Source organism: Geodermatophilus bullaregiensis (assembly GCF_016907675.1).
Classification (GTDB): Bacteria; Actinomycetota; Actinomycetes; order Mycobacteriales; family Geodermatophilaceae; genus Geodermatophilus; species Geodermatophilus bullaregiensis.
The window spans coordinates 3,798,332-3,820,209 of record NZ_JAFBCJ010000001.1 but is presented as its reverse complement, the minus strand read 5'-3'; the positions used below and the strand labels follow the sequence as shown (position 1 = coordinate 3,820,209).

The following is a 21,878-nucleotide window of genomic DNA, read 5'->3' as shown; positions in this document are numbered from 1 at the left end:
CGGGTCGAGGTCGAGCCGGCCGACGGCGACGACCGCGTGCGGGCGGCGGAGCCACCCACCACCCGTTCACGCCGCGATCGCGTCCCCGACCGCCCGGGCCAACCGGGGCAGGGCCTCCGGCGGCGCCTGCGGGAGGAACAGGCTCGGCTCGGTGAGCTCCAGCTCGAGCAGCACCGGTCGCCCCCCGGCGCCGGCGACGAGGTCGATCCGCGCGTACAGCAGGGGCCCCGCCTCCGGCACCAGCGACGGGACGGCGTCGAGGACCGCCTGCGCCACCTCCCGCTGCTCCGGTGTCGCCTCGACCGGCCGCAGGTCGCTGCGGCTGTCCCGGTCCTGGCGGACGCCCTCGCCACGCGCCAGCAGCGGCCCCTTGCGCACGGCATGGGAGAAGCGGCCGCCGGTGAACAGCAGCGCCGTCTCGCCGGCGTCGTCCACGCTGGACAGGTACGGCTGGACCATCGCCGTGCGGCCCGCGGCCGCCAGCTCGCCGGCGTGCGCCAGGGCGTCCCCGGCACCGGACCACCGCGCGGTGTCCCGGGAGCCGGCCGACACCGACGGCTTGACCACCCACTCCTCCGCGTCGGGCAGCTCGTCGGCCGTGGTGGGGTCCCAGACGGTGGGCACCACCGGGAGCCCGCAGCGCTCCAGGTCGCGCAGGTGCGTCTTGTCGCTGTTCCAGCGCAGCACCGGCGCCGGGTTGCGCAGCAGCGGGACGGCGTCGGCCCACGCCAGGAACTCCTCCCGCCGCCAGGCGTGGTCCCAGCAGGACCGGACGACGGCGAGGTCGTGGCCGGCCCAGTCCACCGCGGGGTCGTCCCAGCGGACGAGGTCGACGGCGAACCCGGCCTCCTGCAGCGCCGGGGCGGCGAGCGGGAGGTCGGGGTCGACGCGCAGGCCGCGCTCGGAGCCGACCAGGGCGACCCGCTTGGTCACCGCGGCAGCTCGAGGACGCCGTCGATGCGCCGCGGGATGCCGCGGAAGTCGTCGGTGAGCTCGGGCGGGAGCACCTCCTGCGGCGCGCCCTGCCAGGTGACCGGGCGCAGGAACCGGCGGATCGCCGTCGTCCCCACCGAGGTGTGCTGCGAGTTCGTCGACGGCCACGGGCCGCCGTGGTGCTGGGCCCAGGAGACCGCCACGCCGGTGGGGTAGGCGTCGTAGACCAGCCGGCCGGCCCGCGTGCGCAGCTGCTCGGAGACCGCCAGCGGCAGCTCGGTCTCCCCCGCGCCGCGCAGCACGGTGGCCGTCAGGGACGACGGCATCTGCTCCAGCGCCGCGGACAGCTCGGCCTCGCCGTCGTAGCGGGCCACGACCGAGACCGGCCCGAAGCACTCCTCGGTGACCTGTTCGGGCAGCGCGGCGGCGGTCGTCTGCAACAGCCGGGGCACGGCCTCGAACCCGCGGCCGGACGGGTCGCCGCCGCGGGCGATCTCCTCGACGCCCGGCGCCCCGGCCAGGCCGTCGGAGGTGCGGCCGTAGGAGGCGGCGATGCCCTCGCTGAGCAGCACCGGGGCGCCGGTGCCGCGCACGGCCTCGGCCATGGCGCCGACGACGGCGTCGCCCTCGGGCCCGGCCGGCACGAAGGCCAGACCCGGCTTGGTGCAGAACTGGCCGCCGCCGAGGGTGGAGGAGCCGACCAGCTCGGTGCCGATCGCCGTGCCGCGCTCGGCGGCCGCCTGCGGGGTGACGACCACCGGGTTGAGGCTGGAGAGCTCGCCGAAGAACGGCACCGGGTCCGGACGCCGCTCGATGATCTCCAGCAGTGCGCGGCCGCCGTTCACCGAGCCGGTGAAGCCGACGGCGCGGATGGCGGGGTGGGCCACCAGGTCGGCGCCGGCCTGCAGGCCGTGCACGATGCCCAGCGTGCCGTCGGGCGCCCCGACCTTGCGGGCCGCGGCGTCCAGGACGTCGAACACCAGCTGCGAGGTCGCCGGGTGCGAGCCGTGCGCCTTGACGACGACGGGGCAGCCGGCCGCGAACGCGGAGGCGGTGTCACCGCCGGGCACGGAGAAGGCCAGCGGGAAGTTGCTGGCACCGAACACCGCGACCGGGCCGAGCGGGATCAGCATCCGGCGCAGGTCGGGCCGGGGGCCCATCGGGGTGTCGCCGGCGTGGTCGATCGCGGCCTCGAGGTAGCTGCCCTCGTCGAGCACCTCGGCGAAGAGCCGCAGCTGGTAGCAGGTGCGGGTGAGCTCGCCGTCGAGCCGGGTCGGGCCCAGCGCCGTCTCGCGGTCGGCGACGGCGACGACGTCCTCCCGCCGGGCCTCCAGGGCGTCGGCGAGGGCGCGCAGCAGCGCCGCCCGCCCGTCCCGGCCGAGGGTGTCCAGGCCGGGGGCCGCGCCGAGCGCGGCGGCGCAGAGCCGCTCGACCTCGGCGGTCGTGGTCTCCTGGGCGACGACCTCGACGGCCTCGCCGGTGCGGGGATCGGTGCTGACGACGTCGGACACGGTTGCCTCCTGTGCTGCGGTGCGGGTGGTCAGCGGATCGCGCCGACGGTGACGCGGTCGACCGTCCGGGCGGGGTCAGGAGACCTTGTCGACCAGGGCGGTGAGCTCGGCGAGCTCGGCCTCGGTCAGGTCCGACAGCGGCGGGCGCACCGGGCCGCCGCCCCGCCCGACCGCGGTGAGGCCGGCCTTGACGATGGAGACCGCGTAGCCCCGGGCCCGGTCGCGGATGTCGAGGTAGGGGATCACGAAGTCGTTGAGCATCCGGTAGACGGCGGCGCGGTCCTGGGCGCGCACCGCCGCGTAGAACCGCAGCGCGAACTCGGGCAGGAAGTTGTACAGCGCCGAGGAGTAGGTGCTCACGCCCAGCTGGAGCAGCGGCAGCGCGAAGGTCTCGGCCGTGGGCAGCCCGCCGACGTAGACCAGCCGGTCCCCGACGCGGGCGCAGGTGCGGGTCATCTGCTCGATGTCGCCCACGCCGTCCTTGAGGCCGATCAGGTTGGGGTTGCGGTCGGCGACCTCGGCGACGGTGGTGTCGGTGAGCACCGCGTTGGCCCGGCTGTAGACGACCACCCCCAGGTCGGTGGCCCGGCAGACGGCGCTGACGTGGTCGGCCAGGCCCCGCTGGCTGGCCTCGGTGAGGTAGGGCGGGAAGAGCAGCAGCCCCGAGGCGCCGGCGGCCTGCGCGGCCTGCGCCTGGGCGACGGCGACGGCGGTGCCGCCGGTGGCCGGGGCGACGACCGGGACCCGGTCGGCCACCTCGTCGACCGCGACGCGGACGACCCGGTCGATCTCCGCCGGGGTCAGCGAGAAGCCCTCGCCCGTGCCGCCGGCGGCGAACAGGCCGGCGACGTCGAAACTGGCCTGCCACGCCAGGTGCTCGCGGTACCGGGTCTCGTCGAACTGCAGCTCGGCGTCGAAGTGGGTCACCGGGAAGGAGAGCAGGCCGGACTTCAGCCGGTCGGCGAGGGCGTCGGGGGGCAGCAGCGTCACGGATCGTCCTCGGGTCCGACGGGTCCGCGCCGGGTCGTCCGGCGGCGCGGGCTGTGGTCGCGGCCACCGTAGGAAGCCCATCCGATGCCCGTCCAATCGCATTCGCGCATCGGACGATGCACTGGGGGTATCAACGGCGGGCCCGCTGCTCCAGCACCGCGAGCGCCCGCCACAGGGCAGGGTTCTTCGAGCCCGTGGCCCAGAGCAGGTGCAGCTCGACCGGCTCGGGCACCGGCGTCTCCAGCCGCACGAACGCCACACCCTCGATCGACAGCCGGGCGGCGGACGCCGGGACGAACGCCACACCCCGCCCGGCCGCGACCAGCCACAGCATGGTGAGCACCTGGCTCACGGTGTGCACCGTGTTCTCCGCGGCGATCGGCACCACGCCGGCCACCAGGTCGTAGAAGTACTTCGCCGCGGTCGGCGAGTGCATGACGACGGGGACCGACGCCAGGTCCGCGGCCGTCACCGGCCGGCCCAGTCCCAGCAGCCGGTGCCCCACCGGCGCGGCGACCAGCAGCGCCTCGCGGTGCAGCAGGCGGTGTCCGAACGCCTCCTCGTCGAAGGGCGGTCGCCCCAGGCCGAGGTCGATCCCCTCGTTGAGCAGCCCCGCCACCTGCTCGCGGGTCACCATCTCGGCGAGGTCGACGTCGACGTCGGGCAGCTCCTGCGCCAGGTCGTCGAGCAGCTCGCCGAGCACCCCGTAGGCCGAGGCGGCGGTGAAGCCGATGCGCACCACGCCACTGGCCCCGGAGGACACCCGCCGGGCGAGCTCGGGCGCGGAGTCCGCAAGACCGAGCAGCCGCCGAGCCTCCACGAGGAAGACCCGGCCGGCGGCGGTCAGGGTGACCCGGCGGTTGTCCCGCTCCAGCAGCTGGGCGCCGACGACCCGCTCGAGCTTCTGGATCTGCCGGCTCAACGGCGGCTGGGTCATGCTCAGCCGAGCGGCCGCACGGCCGAAGTGCAGCTCGTCGGCGACGGCCACGAAGCCGCGGAGCTGCTCCAGGGTGAAGGCCATGCCGAGAAGGTATCAACCAATGCCTCGACGAATCCGGACGGTCATGACCCGGGCGTCCTACGCCGGACGACCTGGACGTCGCGCGATCCCGATGGGCGCCGGTCGGCACGCTGCTCGTGGGCAGCACCGCCCGGCGGATCCCGCTCGACGCCGACCGGCCGGTGCTCGCCGTCGCGCCCCGAGCCCCGGGCCCGCCGCCGGGCTCGTCAGGCGAGGACGCGGCGCACGAGGACCCGGGGGAAGCCGCCGGAGACGGCCCGGGTGTCCGCGACCTTGGTGAACCCGGCCGCCTCGAACAGTCTCCGGGTGCCGACGTAGGCCATCGTCAGGTCGACGTGCCGGCCTTCGTTGTCCACCGGGTAGCCCTCGACGGCCGGGGCGCCGCACGACGCGGCGTAGTCCACTGCCCCACGGACCAGAGCGTGCGCGATGCCCCTGCCGCGGTGACCCGGTCGCACGCGGATGCACCACAGGGACCACACGGGCAGGTCGTCGACGTGCGGGATCTTCGTCGAGCGTTCGAAGGGCAGCTCCGACCGCGGCGCGACCGCGGCCCAGCCGACCACCTCGCCGTCGTCGTACGCGAGCACCCCTGGGGCGATGGGTCGGCCGGTGAGTGCGCGGACGTACTCGGCGCGTGCCGGTCCGACCAGGGACCGGTTCGTCCTCGAGTCCAGCCGGTGGCTCAGACACCAGCAGACGTTGGCGCCCGGGCTCTTCGGCCCCAGCACCGTCGCCACGTCGTCGAACCGCGGCCTCGTCGCCGGCACGACCTCGATCGGCACCGGGCCACGCTAGCGCCGACCGGACGCGCGGGGTGGTGGTGCCGACCCGGCCGGCGCGGGAGACTGCGTCGGCACGGGGCCGTCCCCGAGGAGGCCGGCGATGGACGAGCGGACGACGTGTCTGGTGGTCGGGGGTGGCCCGGCCGGGATGGTGCTGGGCCTGCTGCTGGCCCGCGCCGGTGTCGAGGTGACCGTGCTGGAGAAGCACGCCGACTTCCTCCGCGACTTCCGCGGCGACACCGTGCACCCCTCGACGCTGCAGCTGCTCGACGAGCTCGGCCTCGGCGACGAGTTCGCCCGGCTGCCGCAGACGAGGCTCGAGCAGGTGGTCTTCCCGACGGCCGACGGCGGCACGGTGACGATCGGGGACTTCCGCCGGCTGAGGGTCCCCCACCCCTACGTCGCGATGGTGCCGCAGTGGGACCTGCTGGACCTGCTCGCCGACGCCGGACGACGGGAGCCGTCCTACACGCTGCGGATGCGCACCGAGATGACCGACCTGCTGCGCGAGGGCGACCGGGTCGTCGGGGTGCGCTACCGCACCGCGGACGGCGCCACCGGCGAGATCCGGGCCGACCTCACCGTGGCCTGCGACGGCCGCGGCTCGGTCGCGCGCCGGCAGGCGGGGCTGCGGCCGACGTCCTTCCCCGTCCCCATCGACGCCTGGTGGTTCCGGGTCCCCCGCCTGCCGAGCGACCGTCCGGCCGCGCTCGCCCCGCGGGCGGCACCGGGCCGCTTCGCCGTGGTCATCCCGCGCGAGACGTTCCTGCAGGTGGCCTACATCGGCCGCAAGGGCGCCGACCCGGAGCTGCGCGCCCGCGGCATCGAGGCGTTCCGGCGCGACGTCGCCGAGCTGATCCCCGAGTTCCGGGACCGGGTGGACGCGCTGGCCTCGATGGACGACGTCAAGCACCTCGACGTGCGCGTCGACCGGCTCCTGCACTGGCACGTCGACGGCCTGCTCTGCATCGGCGACGCCGCGCACGCGATGTCGCCGGTCGGGGGCGTCGGCATCAACCTCGCCGTCCAGGACGCCGTGGCCGCGGCGACCCTGCTCGCCGGGCCGCTGCGGAAGGGCACGCTGACCACGGGCGACCTGGCCGCGGTCCGTGCCCGCCGCCTCCTGCCGACCGTGCTCGTGCAGGGCCTGCAGCGGGCGCTGCACCGCGCCCTGGTCGGACCGCTCGTCGAGGGACGGCGCCCGGGCCCACCCGCGCCGGTGCTCGCACTGGTGCACCGGCTCCCCCGGCTGTCCGTCGTCCCCGCGTACCTGATCGGCGTGGGGCTGCGGCCCGAGCACGCGCCCGCGTTCGCCCGCCGCACCCCGGCGCGCTCCTGACGCAGCGGCGCGGAGGCCGGGGCCAGGCGGTCAGCGGTCGCCCAGGAACGCCGCCAGGAGGGGGAGCAGCAGGTCCGCGCGCCGGGTCACCTGCATGTGCGTCGTCCCGGGCAGGACGGCCAGCTGTGACCCGGGGATGAGCCGCAGCACGAGGGCGGCGTGCTCGACGGTGGTGAAGTCGTGGTCCCCCTGCACCAGGAGCACCGGGGCGGTGATGCCGGCCAGCTCCTCGTCCGACCAGCCCACGAGGTCGGCCTGCGAGGCGGACAGGGACGCGAGGAACTCCTCGAAGTGCTCCGGGTGGGGCGACAGCCGCCGGTAGGCCTCCGTGAAGTCGGCGAGGTCCTGCTCCGTGGGCATGCGGGTGGAGGTCGCCATCTTCTGCGGGTCGAGGAAGTCCTCGTGCATGCCGTCGGGTCGCACACTGGCCGAGCAGGGCACCACGGACAGGACGCGGTCCGGGTGGGAGACGGCGAGCTCGAGCGCCACGGCACCGCCCATGCTGTGCCCCAGGACGTGCGCCCGCTCGATGCCGAGGTGGTCGAGCAGCGCCACGACGTCCCCGGCCGAGTTGGCCGGCGTGATCGGGCGGTCGACGTCGGCGGTGCGCCCGTGCCCCTGCAGCTCGACGGCGACGACGCGGTGGCGCTGCGCCAGACCCGGGATGAGCCCCGCGAAGCTCAGGTCGATGGTGAGCATGCCGCCGTGCAGCAGCACCAGCGGAGTGCCTCGATCGCCGTGCACCTCGTGGTAGAGGTGCAGGCCGTTGACGTCGGCGTACCCGGCGGTGGTGGCGGTCATGGCGGGGCTCCTCGGTCCGGTCCCTCGTGCGAGGGTGCGTGGCAGCTCCGACCGCCCGGCGGCCCGGGACTCATCGGCCTGCCGCAGCGCACCGTGCGGGCCCTGGTCCCGCCCGGACGGCGACGTGGAAAACCCTTGTCCTCAAGTCCGCTTGAGGTTGCATCCTGGCTCGCATGCCCCTGTCAGCACACCCCGCCGCACGACCGGCGGCAGCCGAGCCCGGGGGGACGGCATGAGCCCCGCCCCGGCGGTGGAGGCCGTCGACCTGGTCAAGCACTTCGGCGACAACCGCGCCGTGGACGGCGTCAGCTTCGTCGTCCCCACCGGCTCGGTCCTCGGCCTGCTCGGCCCCAACGGCGCCGGGAAGACCACCCTGGTGCGGATGCTCACCACGCTGAGCGTGCCGACGAGCGGGACCGGCCGGGTGGCCGGTTTCGACATCCGCGAGCAGCCCAACGAGGTCCGTCGCAGCATGGGCCTCACCGGTCAGGCGGCGACGGTCGACGAGATCCTCACCGGGCGCGAGAACCTCCGGCTGATCGGCAGCCTGTACGGGCTGGCCAGGAGCTACGTCCGCGAGGCGACCGAGGACCTGCTCACCCGCTTCGACCTCGTCGGGGCCGCCGACCGGCCGGCGAAGTCCTACTCCGGCGGCATGCGCCGCCGCCTCGACCTCGCAGTGAGCCTGCTGGCGGCACCACCGATCCTCTTCCTCGACGAGCCCACCACCGGCCTGGACCCGCAGAGCCGGTCGGGGCTGTGGGAGGTGCTCCGGGAACTCGTCCAGGAGGGCACCACGCTGGTGCTGACGACGCAGTACCTGGAGGAGGCCGACCACCTCGCCGACGAGATCGTGGTGGTCGACAAGGGCCGGGTCATCGCCGCCGGGACCCCGACGCAGCTCAAGGACCAGGCCGGGCAGGCCAGCGTCGTGGTGACGCTGACCCACGCGGCGGACCTCGACGAAGCCGCCGGGCTGATGCGCGCGCACTCCCCCGAGGTGCACGTGGAGCGGGGCAGCCGGCGGCTGACGGCGCAGGCCGGCGGACTGGGCGACATGACCCGGATCGCCGCCGTCTTCGAGCGCAGCGGCATCGAACTCGACGACCTCGGGCTGGCCCGGCCCAGCCTGGACGACGTGTTCCTGCACCTGACCGGGCACCGCGCCGAGTCCGACGCGACCCCGGAACCGACCGACGAGGGAGTCGTCCAGTGACCGCCGTCCAGACCACCCGGCCACCGGCCGCCCGGCCGGCCATCGCCCCGCCGTCGCTGCTGCGGGCGTCGGCGACCATCGTGTGGCGCAACCTGGTGCACATCCGGCGGATGCCCGAGATGCTCATGGACGTCACGGTGCAGTCGGTGATGTTCGTGCTGCTCTTCGCCTACGTGTTCGGCGGCGCGATCGCCGTGCGCGGCACCGACTACAAGGAGTTCCTGCTCCCCGGGATCATGGTCCAGACGATGGTGTTCTCCTCCGCCATCGTCGCCATGGGGCTGACCAGCGACCTGCAGAAGGGCATCGTCGACCGGTTCAAGTCCCTGCCCATCCCCCGGTCGTCGGTGCTGGTCGGACGGAGCATCTCCAGCCTGATCCACTCCAGCATCGGCATCGCCGTCATGGGCGTGACCGGGCTGCTGATCGGCTGGCGGATCCGCAACGGCGTCGTGGACGCCGTGGTGGCGTTCCTGCTGCTGCTGCTCTTCGGCTTCGCGCTGATCTGGCTGGGCATCTGGGTCGGCTCGCTCATGCGGACCGTCGAGGCCGTGCAGGGCTTCATGTTCACGGTCATGTTCCCGCTGACGTTCGTGGCCAACACGTTCGCGCCGCCGGAGAGCATGCCGGCGTGGCTGCGCGCGATCGCGGAGTGGAACCCGGTCTCGGCCCTGACCCAGGCGTGCCGCGAGCTGTGGGGCAACGGCCCGGCCGCCCCGGCGGACGCCGCGTGGCCGCTGCAGCACCCGGTGGTGGTGTCGATCGCGTGGTCGCTCCTGCTGGCGGCCGTCTTCGCGCCGCTCGCCGTCGCGGCGTTCCGCCGCCGCTCGCGCGACTGACCCCGCGGCGTCCCGGCCGGACGGTTCCGGGCCCCGTCCCCACCGCGTGGTGGGGACGGGGCCCGGAACCGGCTGCTCAGGCGTGCGGGAAGGTGTCGGCGTAGGCCGCCGCCACCCGGGGCTGCTCCACCCCGCTGCCGGTCAGGTGCCAGCCGCTGTGCTGGTTGTTGATGTTGAACCAGGCCTCGGCGAACACCTGCCCCCGGCCCTTCCCGGCGTGTGCGTCCACCCACGCGAAGAAGTTGGTCACCCAGTACGGGTCGTCACCGGAGTTCGCGCCACCCTGTGCGTCGCCGTTGTTCGCGTACTCGGGCAGGTAGACCGGCAGCCCGCGGGTCTCGGCGAACCGCCGCCAGCGCTCCATGCCGATCGGGTCGGCGTCCGAGCCGCGCATCGAGCCGTCCGCCCAGGAGACCGTGGTGCCGGAGCGGCTGGTCCCGATGTAGGGCCACTGGTTGTACCGGTCCACGCCGACCAGGTCGTACACGCCGGCCTCGAAGAGGTCCGCGGCGTCCAGGTCCGCGGTCGAGGTGTCACCGTTGTACGAGATCGCGAACAGCGCCTCGGGGAACGCCGTGTCGGCGATGGACTCCCACCGCTTCATGCTGGCCTTGAACGCCGGGACCTCGGCGGAGGACACCGACCAGTCGAACCAGTTGCCGTTCATCTCGTGGGCGGGCCGGAGGATCGTCGGGTACAGGACACCGTCGATGGTGCGGGCGGCCCGGAGGCGGGTCAGGTAGTCCCGCCAGGCGTTGTCGAGGGAGCCGTTGGCGGCCGCGGTCCAGTCACTCGGGCCGCCGGGGGCGATGTCGAGCAGGCCGCGGTACTTCACCTCCACCGCTCCAGGACCCCAGCCCCATGCGCCACCGTTGGTGATGTCCTGCCAGGTCGACAGCATCGTGGTCGGAGCCCCGCGCCAGGTGCCGAAGGCCCCGTCGAGGCACCCCGAGCCCGAACACCCGGAGAACCAGCCGTTGGCCGGGAGGGCCAGGCCGGCGAGCACGGCCGCGCCGCCGTCACCGGTCGTGGGTGTGGGAGTGGGCGTTGACGAGGGCGTCGGGGTCGGCGTGGGCGTCGGGGTCGGCGTCGCGGTCGGCGTCGGCGTCGGCGTCGGGGTCGGCGTGGGGGTCGGCGTCGGGGAGGTCGTGGGCGTCGGCGTCGGGGTCGGCGTCGGCGTCGGCGTCGGCGTCGGCGTCGGCGAGGTCGTACCGCAGGTAGCGCCCGGGGCGACGACGACGCCGTTGCTCGTCCTCACCTCCCGCACCGTGACGGAGGTCCCCCTGGAGACGACGCTCTTCCTGCCGGTCACCGTGACCCTCACCGTGTGGCAGCCCTGCGGCAGGCTCGCGGTGGTGAAGTAGGTGCGGTCGGTGTTGACGGCGCGGTAGGTGTCGACGTTGCGCTGGGGCCCGCCGTCCACGCTCAGACCCGCCACCCCGGCGTCGGGGCCGGTGTGGCCGTAGATCGAGATCGTCCCGCCACCGGCACCGACGTCCACCGTGGCCGTGGCGGTCGACCCGGTGACCGAGGAGACCTGGCCGGACCAGCCCGGGGTCCACGTACCGGTGTAGGCGAACGAGCTGTGGGTGCCCGAGGCCGGCGCCGCCGACGCGGTGGGCATCCCGGCAGGGACCAGCAGGGCGGCAGTGAGGGCGGCCAGTCCCGCCCACCATCGAGTACGGATCACGAGAGTCCTTCGGGTCGGTGTGGAGCGAGGAGGGATCGAGTCGTGCGCCCCGCCTGCTCGGGGCCTCGGCCGCACCTGATGACGGGTCGACCGGACGTGCGGGGAGATCTCGACGGTGGGAGCTGGGGAGGAGTGCGACCGGGTTCGGCCTGCACGGGTCCGCCGAGGACGGCTGCTCGGGTGGCGGCTCCGGTCACGACGGCACGTCTCCTGTGGTCGCTGGTGGGACGAGAGGCACAGGTGGATCAGGTGGCGGCCCTCATCGGGATCACGCCGGCGTTCCGGTGAACCGATGAGGGCCTCGCGGCGGTGCGGGGCCCGTCTGCGACGCTGGACGGACGTCCGCCAGCCGCCTCACACCGTTGGTCAGCGGGGTCCGTGGGGCGACGCGCGGGGCGATCGAGCCGATCACCGTGGCTGGGAGTCGGCGAGCTGGATGGTAGCAGGGAGCGACTGCGCGGTCACACGGTGGATGCCGGGCCGACTCCTGCGGCCCGCCGGTGGTCCTCCCCGGTCGGGGGGTGCGGTCCGAGACGGCGGGCGGCAGGCGACAGCCCCGGCCGACGCCTCAGGTGCACGGGATCCGCACCACCCCGGGCGCACCGGGGTCCGGGCCGCCTGGGACCGCATGACGCGGCCTCCGCCCCGGCACCCGCCGTGGTGTCCTGACCTGTCGGCACGAGGACGGGCCCGGCCGTCGGCCGGGCCCGTCCTCGTGCCGACGGGGCGTCAGACGCCCGCCGCCTCGGTCTGCTTGCTCAACTCGAAGCCCTCGTAGCCGTTCTTGGCGACCTCAGCGAGCTTCTGCCGGTAGGCACCAATCCCGGCCATGAAGAACATGACCGCGTTCTTCTTCCCCGGGACGTTCGCTCCGAAGATCCACGAGTCGGCCTTCGGGAAGAGCGTCGTGTTGGCGATCTGATCGCAGGTGGCGGTCCAGGCGTCCTCCGCGACCTGCGTCGGCTCGATGGTCCGCACACCGTTGCGCTCGGCGGTGCCGATGAGCTCGCCGATCCAGTCGACCTGCGCCTCGATGCTCGGCGGCAGGTTGGTGAAGGGGCCGTTCGGGCCGAGGATCATGAACATGTTCGGGAAGCCGGCCTTCGACAGACCCAGGTAGCTGGTCGGCCCGTCGGTCCAGTGCTCGTTGATGTGCCGGCCACCACGCCCGCGCAGGTCCATCGCCCGGTAGTTGCCGTCGACCGCGTCGAACCCGGTGGCGAAGACCAGGACGTCGAACTCGCGCTCGACCCCGTCGGAAGTGCGCACACCGGCGGGGGTGATCTCCCGGATCGGGTTCTCCTTGATCGAGACCAGCTCGACGTTGCCCCGGTTGTAGGTCTCGTAGTAGCCCTCGTTGCACAGCGGGCGCTTGGCGTAGAGGTCGGTCGGGGTCAGCTTCCGCGCCGTCTCCGGGTCGTCGACGATCTCGGCGATCTTCGACCGGATGAACGCCGCGGCGGCGGCGTTCGCCTCGGGGTCGACGGCGATGTCGGCGAAGGTGCCGAACATGAACCGGAACCCGTTGCCCTTGTCCCAGTTCTCCTGGAACACACGACGACGCTCCTCCTCGGAGACGCTCATCGCCTCGACGCCGCTCTCCTCGAAACCGAAGGCGACGACGGAGTTGCGCACCTGCTCCCAGATGGCGTCGAAGTTCTCCTTGGTCCGGTCGACCTCGGCCTGGTCCACCGGGCCGTTCCCGGACGGCACGCAGTACTGGGGCGAGCGTTGGAAGACGGTGAGGTGGCTCGCCGTCCTCGCGGCGGCGACGATGAACTGCGTACCGGTCGAGCCGGTGCCGATCACACCGACCCGCTTGCCGGTGATGTCGAGGTCGTGCGGCCAGGCGTTGGTGTGGACGAGTGTGCCGCTGAAGGTGTCGCGACCGGGGATGTCGGGGATGTTGGTCCTGGCCAGCAGGCCGAGGGCGTTGACGAGGTAGCGGCTGGTGAGGCTCGTGCCGTCGGCGGTGGTCACCGTCCAGAGGTCGGTGTGCTCGTCGAAGGCGGCCCCGGTCACCTCGGTGTCGAGCTGGATGTCGCGGCCGAGGTCGTAGCGCTCGACGACGTGCTCGAGATAGGCGAGGACGTCCGGCTGGTCCAGGTAGCGGGTGGACCAGTCCCACTCCTGGAGCAGGTCCTTGTCGAAGGAGTAGCGGTAGACGAAGCCCTCGGTGTCGGACTTCGCGCCGGGGTACCGGTTGAAGTACCAGGTGCCGCCGACGCCGCCGCCCTTCTCCAGGGCCTTGACGGTCAGGCCGAGTTCGTTGCGCAGCTTGTGCAGCATGTAGATGCCGCCGAAGCCGGCACCGATGACGATCGCGTCGACATCCGGGGTACGACTGGTGCTCACGGATCCTCCTGGGGTCTCGAGGGCGGTGGCGCCCCGACGGGGGTGATGACGGGCGTGGTCGCGGTCAGCTGCGGTACCACTTCGCGATCGCGGCGATCTCGTCGTCGGCCTCGCGCGCGTTGCCGGCCAGGAACGGGAAGACGTGCTGCATGCCCTCGGCCACCGACAGGGTCACGTCGACGCCCGCGGCCTCCGCCTTGTCGGCGAGTCGGGTCGCGTTGTCGACGAGCACCTCCACCGAACCCGCATTGACGTAGAGCTTCGGGAAGCCGGAGAAGTCGGCGTGGAGCGGGTTCGCCAGCGGCGTCGTGGGGTCGATCTCCCCCTCGCCGAGGACGCCGGCGATCATGCCCTCGAGCAGCGGGACGGTGACCAGCGCGTCGGTCGCGGCGTTGGTCACCAGCGTCTCGCCCGAGTTCTCCATGTCCAGCCAGGGCGAGAACGCGATCACCCGGCCGGGCATCGGCTTGCCCTGCTCGCGCAGCGCCAGGGCGATGGCGACGGCCAGGTTGCCGCCCGCCGAGTCGCCGATCGTGGTGATGTCGGCCGGCGCGATGCCGCGCTCGGTCAGTGCGGTGAACGCCGCGACGCCGTCCTCCACCTGGGCCGGGTGTGGGTGCTCGGGGGCGCGGCGGTAGTCGAGGACGAACGACGTGACGCCCAGCGCCTTGGCCACGTGCGCCGCCAGCTTGCGGTGGCTGGAGGCCGAGCCGACGGCGAAGCCGCCGCCGTGGGTGTAGAGCAGCACCTCGGAGGTGTCCGCACCGGTCGGCAGCGCCCAGATCCCCGGCACCCCGCCGACGGTCTCCTCGCGGTAGGTCACGCCCTCCGGCTCCCGGGTGACCTGGTGCCACTCGTCGAAGATGCTGCGGAAGAGCCGCATGGTCAGGTCGGGCGTGGTGGCGATGATGTCCGACCAGTCGGCGTAGAGCGCGCGCAGGGCGTCGGACTCGGCCGACGGGTCGGCCGGGGGGGTCGACGGCACCGTTGTCACCTGGTTCCTCCTCGATCTCGTGTCACGGACCGTCGGGGCGGCCCCGTCCCTTGTGACGTACGACTCACTGTCGTCAGTCCACGGATCCCGTGGGTGTTCCGATCTGGAACGCCCACGGGCCTCCTCCGCCACTGGCGAGGACAGCGGCGTCTCCGGCGATCTGCCAGGCCGAGGGGAGCGGCCCGCTCCACGTCCGGGATCGGATCGCGACCGGTACTGGCAGACGGAGTGTGATGTGCGGCACGGTGGAGGCGGTGGACAGAGGGGCCGTGCACGACGGGGCGGCACCCGGATGGACGACCGCGGGGCGATGATGCGTCGAGACGAGAACCGGGACCTGCCGACCCTGTCGTCAGCCGAACGGGAGTACACCAGGCGCACCCGGGAGGCACTGGTCGATGGCGGGCTCTTGAGCACCCTGCCCGGTAGGAGCGGGGTACCCGAGCACATCGAGAAGAGCTGGCGCCGCTGTATCGGCGACCGGGTACCGGTGGCACCGGAGCGCATCGACTACCGAGAACCCGGGGACACGCTACCGGCGCTGTGTCGGGCCGCGGGCCCTGTCCTGGACCGCCTCAGGGACAGCTTCGGCGACGTCCCCGTGGCGATGGTGCTGTCCGACGCCCGCGGCCGGATCGTGCTGCGGCACGCCGCCACGCGCCGGCAGCGCGTGGTCATGGACCGGGCCAGCGCGGCAGAGGGGTTCGACTACTCCGAGCGGTCGGTCGGCACCAACGGGATCGGGACCGCGCTCGTCGAGCGCCGGCCGGTGCTGGTCCGAGGTCCGGAGCACTACAACCCCCTGCTGGAGGAGCTCACCTGCGCCAGCACGCCCATCATCGAGCCCGGTACGGGACGGTTGATCGGGTCGTTCTCGTTGGCCTGCTCGATGCGCGACGTGCACGCGCTCATGACGGTGATGACCGGCGACGTCGGGCGGCAGATCGAGGCGCGGATCCTGGACGAGGCCGGAGAGCGGCGCCGGCTGCTCGTGCACGCCTACCTCGTACTGGAGCGCACCGGGACCGGAGCGCTGGTCGTCGACGAGGAGGCGGTGCTCGCCAATCGTCTCGGTCTCGCCCACACGGGGCCGGAGCTGCACCCGTTGTTGTGGCGGTTCCTGTCAGAGCACGGACCGGACCGGATCCGGCAGATGCAGGTCCCGCTCACGGACGGCCTGCACGACGCGCTGGTGGAACCGATCCGCGACGGCGGCACCGTCGCCTACAGCGTGCGGCTGCTGCCCCGCCGACCCGCACGGCCGCCGGACGATCCGCCCGTGGCCGCTCCCGTCATCTCGGGGGTCGTACCCGTCGCGGTCCGCGAGCCACTGCACTTCCGCGACGACGTCGACCGCCAGCTCGAGACGGCCGTCCGGCACGGCGAGACGATCGCCCTGACCGGGGGGAGCGGCACGGGGAAGCTGCGGACGGCGCTGCGGACGTTGCGCCGGGCGGGCGGTGCTGACCCGCTGGTCGTCGAGCCCCATCTCGACGCCGGCTGGTTCGAGGCGGCGCGGACGGCCGTCACGGAGGGCCGCGGGCTGGTGCTGCGCCGGGTGCACGCGAGTCCCTCACCGACGGTCCCGCAGGTGCAGGCACTCGTCGCGCCGGGGATCCCGGTCGTGATCACGGTCGACCTCGACAACGCCGACGACGCCGTGCTCGGCCTCGTCCGCCGGGTCACCACCACCGTGCGGCTCCCCGCGCTCGCGCAGAGCCGCGAGCACCTGCCGGCGCTCGTCCACGCGATGCTCGCGGAGCTATCGGAACCGGAGTCCGCGACGCGGTTCTCGCCGGCCGTCTGGGATCTGCTGGTGTCCTGGCCCTGGCCGGGCAACCTCGCCGAGCTCCGCAACACGGTGGGGCTCCTGGCCCGCCGCGCCGCAGGTGGGACGGTCGAGACCGACGACCTGCCCGATGAGCTCCGCACCTCCCGGCGGACAGTCGGGCTGCTGCAGTCGGCGGAACGCGAAGCCGTGGCCGAGGCACTGCGCGCAGCGTGCGGCAACCGGAGCCGGGCCGCGCAGGCCCTCGGCATCGGGCGCAACACGCTGTACCGCAAGATGCGCGAGTTCGGGATCGGCTGACGGCGCTCGCACCCTTGCCTGGAGGCCGCCGTTCAAGGGGGCTGTGCTGTCGGCGGGCACGGCCGGGCCGACCACGACCACAGACGACTCAGGCCGCTCCCCGGGACGGGGAACGACCTGGTCAACGGGGTAGACCTGGAGGCTCGGCTCTCGAACCCTAATACAGCATTCAAGCAACTGCTGAAGCGCTGGCGGCAACTGCCAACTGATCTGCAGCCACTGATCAAAACGCGGAAGCGCCGCCCACCGCAGCGAGCCGAGGACCGACTCGGGCCGGGCGGCGTCGCCGAGCTGGTGGCCGCCTACCAGGCCGGCCGGTCTACCAAGAAACTGCAGCGGACGTACGGCTTGAGCCAGGGCGCGGTCCTGCGGCTGCTCGACGCGAACGGTGTGCCGCGCCGGCGGCGCGGCCTGACAGACGAGCAAATCCAGGAAGCTATCCGACTGTATAGCCAAGCCTGGTCACTGACGCGGATCGGAGACTGCTTCGGCAAGGACTACACCGTCGTAAGGAACGCTCTTCGCCGGGCCGGTGTACTAAGCCGGAACAGTCCGCCCAGCTAGAGGAGGTCAGCTCCACAACTCAGCACCGGGGCCTTGACAACTGGCCGGCCTGATCGGTGTGGACGGCACCGCTCGCGGTGTCGGATACTGCCCCGACACCCGTTGGACGATGAAACAGGCGTGGATGGATGGCAGTTCCGGAGAACGGTCGGATTGGCAGGTACCACGTCCGGGAGGAGTTGGGAAGCGGCGGTGGCGGCGCCGTCTACCGCGCCTGGGACCCCGTCCTCGACCGTGACGTCGCGATCAAGGTGTGCCACGAGCTCGCGGCAGGCGACGCTACGGTCCGCCAGCGTTTCGCCGACGAGGTGAAAAACCTCGCCAGGCTCAACCACCCGGCGATCGTCACCGTCTTTGAGTACGAGTCCCGCGGCGTGCCTTGGTTCGCCATGGAGTTCATTGAGGGGCCGAACCTCGACGCCGAGCTCGGCGCGGCGCGCGGACCGTTGCCCGTGCCGCGGGCGCTGGCCCTCGCGCGGCAACTGAGCGGTGCCATCGACTACCTGCACCAAGTCGGGATCGTCCACCGCGACGTGAAGCCGATGAACGTGCTTTTGCGGCGCCTCGAACACGGCCGGGAGAGCCTCGTCCTATCCGACCTCGGGATCTCCAAGGACCTCGCTTACCAGCACCGGTTGACCACTCATCCGATCGGAACCTGGGAGTACGCCGCTCCCGAGCAACTGGACATCAAGGCGCCGGTAACCCCACGGATCGACGTGTACGCCTTCGCCGCGGTGGTGTTTGAGATGCTGACCGGTCGGCGCCCCTTCATCGGTGACGATTGGGCGACCCTGATCGCCACCAAGTTGCGCAACGACTTCCCGCAGGCCCACGTCCTCCGGCCCGAGCTTCCAGCGGGTATGGACGGCGTGCTGCGGCAGGCGATGTCAGACGATCCCAACCAGCGGCCGGAGACCTGTCAGGAGGTCACAGAGCGGCTCGAGGCGGTGCTCGCACGGACCAGCGCGGCTACGAGCGGTGCCGGCCACGCCAATTTCGCGGGCCCAACCCAGGCCCAGAGCTATGGCGCAGGCTCGACCTACGGCGCAGGGATGAACCCGCCGCCTCCGGTGACAGGGGTAGCCGGACATCCACGCCAGGAGCGCCCGGAACCGGCCTCCCGGAACGGCTTACGAGCCCGCGGACTATTGGCTGGCATCCTTACAGTAATTGGCGCTCTCTATGTAGGCATCCAACTGGGGTCCCCCAACAACCCTTCAGAGACGGGCGCCCCCGAGGTCACCAGCAGCGCCCCGGCCGCGTCCGGCGCGAGCTCTTCGGACACGGGTCCACCGTCAAGCGCTCCTGCGCCAGCTTCGTCCTCCACGAGCGCATCTGTTAGCGCAGGTCCACCGACGATCAGGCATCAGGGAGACGTGCAACTCGCTCGTAATGGTGACTCAATCGACATCAACGCCCCAAGTAACGATCCCACATGGCGAGTGGGACAACTAGACCTCTCCGACACAGGGGCTGTCTCGCTGGACGCAGGCAATTTATACGTTTGGGATGCGAGTGGCACATTGCTTGGCCCCGGCGAGATCGGATCATACGAAGTCTGCAGCACTCAAACGACCTACACGAAAGTTTTTCCTGGGCGATCGGTAAACGAACTTGATGGGCGGGACTTCTGCATACGCACGGCGGAGGGGCGCTTCGCTACCATCCGTCTTGTTGACTACACTGATGAGACCGCCACGCTAAGCATCACCGTGTGGGAGCTAGCCGACAGATAAGCAATCGAGCATTTGACAGCGCCCGGCTCATTGAGTCGAGGCCTCATGATGCACCACTGGTCGTCCATATAGCCCTCACCTTGGTGACGCTCCCCCTTCGACGCGCGGCGAGGGTTAAAATGTCGACCTCCTGACCCCAGACGAGTGGGAGCTGGCGGCTCGGCTCACCCCCCGGTCGAGCGTTCAAGCGACTGCTCGCAGTCTGGCGGCTACTCCCGCAAGGTGCGGCACGGTCGGTTCCACCAGGGACACCCCGTCAGAAGCAGCGAGCCGAGGACCGAGCGGGCCTGAACGGTACCGCCCAGCTCTTCGCCGACTATCAGGCAGATCAATCCACCAAGTACCTCCAACGGACGTACGGACTGAGCCAAGGCGCGGTGCTGAGGCTGCTCAACACCAACGGCGTGCTGCGGCGGCGCGGACTGACAGACGAGCAGGTCAAAGCAGCCATCCGGCTGTATGGGGAGGGGTAGTCGCTGACGCGGATCGGTGATCACTTCGGTAAAGACCATACGGTCGTGAAGAACGCACTGCGGCATCACTGAGGCTTTCTCACCGGCTTCGGTCGGCGACGTGACGGCCTGATGCAGCGGCGCTGGTGGCGGCCGGAGTTGATGTAGGGACGGGCTCCCAGGGTCAGGGCAGGGCCCGTGCAAAGTCATCAGACACGCGGTTGACCTGCTCGGATGCCGGCGTAGAGAGGCTGCGATCCGGTGCCGACTCCGGGCCGTCGTGTCCAGAGACCGACCGCCAAGTCGCTCCGACCTGGGCTTAAGTCAAGTGCTCACCATGCAGGTGAGGGGCACAGCGGCGGCTCAGCAGGCTCGACCTCGGCCGCTGGCCGCCATAACCGCAGGTCAGACCGTGCAAAGCTGACTTTGCACGGGCCCTGGCTCAAGACCCGCTGGAAGGCCTTGAACGGAATCCGACTCTGCCCACGACGAATCGGTGCCATCGTCGCCGCAGCCCTTATCCTCACCACCACCGAACGACCAATGCGTTGAGAAAACCCCAGTGTCGTGCTACGGGCCTTAAACGGTGCTGGCGTACCTGGACGGGACAGCCACGGGCGAGATCGTTGAGGAAGGGCGCGCGGTTCGATGACGAAGGGGGACCTTGCGCAGCAGTTCCCCGCAGCTTCCCGGCTACGATGCGCGCACGCCACGATGCAGCAACCACTCCAGTGCGTTGACCTTGGCTGCGGACACAGCGCGTCGCGTCTAGGCTTGCTGAACCCTGCAGGGCTGCCTCGCCTTGCAGGGAGGGGGGAGAGCCGAAGGTATGCATGAACCCGGGACTACGGGTCCGATACGTTCAATGGTGACTGGCAGGCTGAATATCCTGCTTGTCATCTTTTTCGACAGCATCCTACTCGCTAGCTGGGCCCTGATTCTATGGGCATTCGACTGGGCGATTGCACAGGTGCCCAGTAAAGGCCACCTCGATTGGGAAGTCGGGCGGATGATACTCGCGGGCGCCACGCTCCTGCTGGTTCTAATCTTCATATACTGGGATCTTCGGGGGGCCAACGATACCTACCGCCATCACTATAAGTCCCAAAGGCGCGATGCTCGGATGATTGAGATTCAAGAAGTCATTCAGGCGCAGAGGGATTCTGGAGGCGGCTCGTCAGCTATGACACAACCTAAGGACGGTCGGGAATGACCGAGCGACTCCTGGAGAAGACTCGCAGACTCCACTCCTTCGCGGGAAGTAGGCCACCAGTGCGGGTCTTCGTTGCCCGCCTCACCGCACTGTTGGCGACCGCAGTCGTAATGGGTTGCCTGTTGCTTATTGCTGGCGCCTTCGGCTGGGGTGGAACGGCCATCGGAGCGTTGCTTTTGGGACTAGCCACCTACTATGGACTAGCCCGGCCCTTGAGTCGGAGGCGCAGGCCGCAATCGCAGGAAGACACATCTTTCGAGCATAAGTCAGTCGAACCTGAATCGACTGGCTCCAAGCCTTTCGGTCAGCTGGGGAGGCTTCCAGGTGCATCCAAGCAAGCGCTTGGCACCGAGCGGTTCGACGGGTCGAAGCCAGTCAGGCTCAGGCCTCGTCGGAAACGGATGCTCGCCACTACTTGCGTCATCGGTTTAACCGGTATAGTCGTAGGCGCTGCCACCATCGTCGGTCTAAACGTGGGCATCTCCCCCATTGCGGACCCTGCGACGCCTCCGCCCGTGACGACCGCCGCCAACTTCACGTTCCCCGCAGATGGCGACGAGGTCGCAAGTCCGATCCTAGCCCGCGGCTTGGCAGACCTTCCTGACAACTATTCCCTTTGGATTCTCACGAGGCCCGAAGACAATCGCTACTATACAGTCAACACGAGACCACTGATTATCGACCAGGAGAATCGGTGGGAATTCTCGGTGGTTATCGGCCAAGGTCCCGAAGACATAGGCAGGTCGTACGACCTGTTCCTAGTCGCTGGAATAGCCGGCTCCAATTCAATCGACACGGCGTTTCGAGACCATGGCAGCGACATCACTGTCGCCTTTGAAGCACTCCCAGTTGACGTGACGATTCTAGATAGCGTGCGAGTGACACTTGCGGGCGCGTCAGGTTGACGCCGAAGAGCAACTGGTCTGACAGCCCCGAATACGACCAGTGACTACTATTAGACACTCGAGACCCTGCGCGCGGCGCGGCGCTCGTTCGAGGCTCCATCCACCATACGTCGTTAACGACTAACTAGCGGGTCGACGTGATTTGTTGCCGAACCCGAGTAATGTGCGTCCGGCCTCCAACCGTCCCACCGCTGGGCCACTTACGCCTTTCGGTGACCAGCGGGACAGGTACGACTCGCTGGAACGGCATGTTCCTGAAGAGAAGGTGCGACCTCCCGCTGGACCTCTTCATGAATTGGCTCCATAGCGACATAGATGTTATGATCAAGCAATACGTACTGGACATCAGCGGCACCTTCAGGTCACGTTGCGCTGTCGGATGGTCAAGGGACAAGCACGTGTTAGGGGCATTATGAATATAAACTGGATGGAACTGCAACAG

16 protein-coding genes and 1 pseudogene are annotated in these 21,878 nt (G+C 70.9%); 8 read left to right on the top strand and 9 right to left on the bottom strand.

From position 1 onward, the window contains the following. Window positions 1-66: 66 nt before the first annotated feature. From JOD57_RS18240 to JOD57_RS18220, 5 genes are all read right to left on the bottom strand, one after another. The gene (locus tag JOD57_RS18240; protein ID WP_204693318.1) at window positions 67-933 is read right to left on the bottom strand and encodes an ATP-grasp domain-containing protein; all 867 of its coding nucleotides are present in this window, start codon (window positions 931-933) and stop codon (window positions 67-69) included. Further along, window positions 930-2,444 carry an aldehyde dehydrogenase (NADP(+)) gene (locus JOD57_RS18235; protein WP_204693317.1) on the bottom strand — a complete coding sequence of 505 codons (1,515 nt, stop codon included), beginning with the start codon at window positions 2,442-2,444 and terminating at the stop codon, window positions 930-932. The genes JOD57_RS18240 and JOD57_RS18235 overlap by 4 nt, the downstream gene beginning before the upstream one ends. Before the next feature lie 75 nt (window positions 2,445-2,519). Then, the gene (gene kdgD / locus JOD57_RS18230; RefSeq protein ID WP_204693316.1) at window positions 2,520-3,434 is read right to left on the bottom strand and encodes a 5-dehydro-4-deoxyglucarate dehydratase; all 915 of its coding nucleotides are present in this window, start codon (window positions 3,432-3,434) and stop codon (window positions 2,520-2,522) included. 130 nt (window positions 3,435-3,564) lie between these two features. After that, on the bottom strand, window positions 3,565-4,455 hold the full coding sequence (locus tag JOD57_RS18225) for a LysR substrate-binding domain-containing protein (RefSeq protein WP_204693315.1): 891 nt from the start codon (window positions 4,453-4,455) through the stop codon (window positions 3,565-3,567). Window positions 4,456-4,661: 206 nt separating this feature from the next. After that, window positions 4,662-5,240, bottom strand: coding sequence for a GNAT family N-acetyltransferase (locus tag JOD57_RS18220; protein WP_204693314.1), 579 nt, complete (start codon window positions 5,238-5,240; stop codon window positions 4,662-4,664). Window positions 5,241-5,340: 100 nt separating this feature from the next. Between JOD57_RS18220 and JOD57_RS18215 the strand changes: the two genes are divergently transcribed. Then, window positions 5,341-6,579: an FAD-dependent oxidoreductase gene (locus JOD57_RS18215; RefSeq protein WP_204693313.1), complete on the top strand. Its 1,239-nt coding sequence runs from the start codon at window positions 5,341-5,343 to the stop codon at window positions 6,577-6,579. 30 nt (window positions 6,580-6,609) lie between these two features. Here JOD57_RS18215 and JOD57_RS18210 read toward each other — a convergent pair whose 3' ends face one another. Continuing rightward, window positions 6,610-7,380 carry an alpha/beta fold hydrolase gene (locus JOD57_RS18210; protein ID WP_204693312.1) on the bottom strand — a complete coding sequence of 257 codons (771 nt, stop codon included), beginning with the start codon at window positions 7,378-7,380 and terminating at the stop codon, window positions 6,610-6,612. A 232-nt stretch (window positions 7,381-7,612) separates the two neighbouring features. Between JOD57_RS18210 and JOD57_RS18205 the strand changes: the two genes are divergently transcribed. Both JOD57_RS18205 and JOD57_RS18200 read left to right on the top strand, forming a co-directional pair. Continuing rightward, window positions 7,613-8,596: an ATP-binding cassette domain-containing protein gene (locus tag JOD57_RS18205; RefSeq protein ID WP_204693311.1), complete on the top strand. Its 984-nt coding sequence runs from the start codon at window positions 7,613-7,615 to the stop codon at window positions 8,594-8,596. Then, window positions 8,593-9,435: an ABC transporter permease gene (locus tag JOD57_RS18200; RefSeq protein ID WP_307824777.1), complete on the top strand. Its 843-nt coding sequence runs from the start codon at window positions 8,593-8,595 to the stop codon at window positions 9,433-9,435. Before JOD57_RS18205 ends, JOD57_RS18200 begins: the two co-directional genes overlap by 4 nt. A gap of 76 nt (window positions 9,436-9,511) precedes the next feature. On the opposite strand, the gene JOD57_RS18195 is transcribed toward JOD57_RS18200, so the two are convergent. Further along, window positions 9,512-10,441 (bottom strand): glycosyl hydrolase, encoded by a 930-nt coding sequence (locus JOD57_RS18195; protein WP_204693310.1) that lies wholly within the window; start codon window positions 10,439-10,441, stop codon window positions 9,512-9,514. A gap of 34 nt (window positions 10,442-10,475) precedes the next feature. Here JOD57_RS18195 and JOD57_RS18190 point away from each other — a divergent pair, with 34 nt between their 5' ends. Next, on the top strand, window positions 10,476-10,799 hold the full coding sequence (locus tag JOD57_RS18190) for a hypothetical protein (RefSeq protein WP_204693309.1): 324 nt from the start codon (window positions 10,476-10,478) through the stop codon (window positions 10,797-10,799). Between the two features lie 1,055 nt (window positions 10,800-11,854). On the opposite strand, the gene JOD57_RS18185 is transcribed toward JOD57_RS18190, so the two are convergent. Both JOD57_RS18185 and JOD57_RS18180 read right to left on the bottom strand, forming a co-directional pair. Then, the gene (locus JOD57_RS18185) at window positions 11,855-13,480 is read right to left on the bottom strand and encodes a flavin-containing monooxygenase (protein WP_204693308.1); all 1,626 of its coding nucleotides are present in this window, start codon (window positions 13,478-13,480) and stop codon (window positions 11,855-11,857) included. Window positions 13,481-13,544: 64 nt separating this feature from the next. Next, window positions 13,545-14,465 carry an alpha/beta hydrolase gene (locus JOD57_RS18180; RefSeq protein WP_204693307.1) on the bottom strand — a complete coding sequence of 307 codons (921 nt, stop codon included), beginning with the start codon at window positions 14,463-14,465 and terminating at the stop codon, window positions 13,545-13,547. 301 nt (window positions 14,466-14,766) lie between these two features. Here JOD57_RS18180 and JOD57_RS18175 point away from each other — a divergent pair, with 301 nt between their 5' ends. The 4 genes and pseudogenes from JOD57_RS18175 (at window position 14,767) to JOD57_RS18160 (ending at window position 21,436) form a co-directional block, all read left to right on the top strand. Next, window positions 14,767-16,563: a sigma-54-dependent Fis family transcriptional regulator gene (locus JOD57_RS18175; RefSeq protein ID WP_504739272.1), complete on the top strand. Its 1,797-nt coding sequence runs from the start codon at window positions 14,767-14,769 to the stop codon at window positions 16,561-16,563. Between the two features lie 692 nt (window positions 16,564-17,255). Further along, entirely contained in the window at window positions 17,256-18,866 is a 1,611-nt protein-coding gene (locus JOD57_RS18170) for a serine/threonine protein kinase (RefSeq protein ID WP_204693305.1), read from the top strand. An 893-nt stretch (window positions 18,867-19,759) separates the two neighbouring features. Continuing rightward, window positions 19,760-19,870, top strand: a pseudogene (locus tag JOD57_RS18165) (IS5/IS1182 family transposase); the annotation flags it as partial. Between the two features lie 657 nt (window positions 19,871-20,527). Next, window positions 20,528-21,436 carry a hypothetical protein gene (locus JOD57_RS18160; RefSeq protein WP_204693304.1) on the top strand — a complete coding sequence of 303 codons (909 nt, stop codon included), beginning with the start codon at window positions 20,528-20,530 and terminating at the stop codon, window positions 21,434-21,436. Window positions 21,437-21,878 lie beyond the last annotated feature (442 nt).

Coding starts and splice junctions, on each gene's coding strand:
- JOD57_RS18225 (WP_204693315.1), bottom strand. CDS start 4,455: ATGGCCTTCACCCTGGAGCAGCTCCGCGGCTTCGTGGCCGTCGCCGAC.
- JOD57_RS18215 (WP_204693313.1), top strand. CDS start 5,341: ATGGACGAGCGGACGACGTGTCTGGTGGTCGGGGGTGGCCCGGCCGGG.
- JOD57_RS18210 (WP_204693312.1), bottom strand. CDS start 7,380: ATGACCGCCACCACCGCCGGGTACGCCGACGTCAACGGCCTGCACCTC.
- JOD57_RS18205 (WP_204693311.1), top strand. CDS start 7,613: ATGAGCCCCGCCCCGGCGGTGGAGGCCGTCGACCTGGTCAAGCACTTC.
- JOD57_RS18175 (WP_504739272.1), top strand. CDS start 14,767: ATGGACGACCGCGGGGCGATGATGCGTCGAGACGAGAACCGGGACCTG.
- JOD57_RS18170 (WP_204693305.1), top strand. CDS start 17,256: ATGGCAGTTCCGGAGAACGGTCGGATTGGCAGGTACCACGTCCGGGAG.
- JOD57_RS18160 (WP_204693304.1), top strand. CDS start 20,528: ATGACCGAGCGACTCCTGGAGAAGACTCGCAGACTCCACTCCTTCGCG.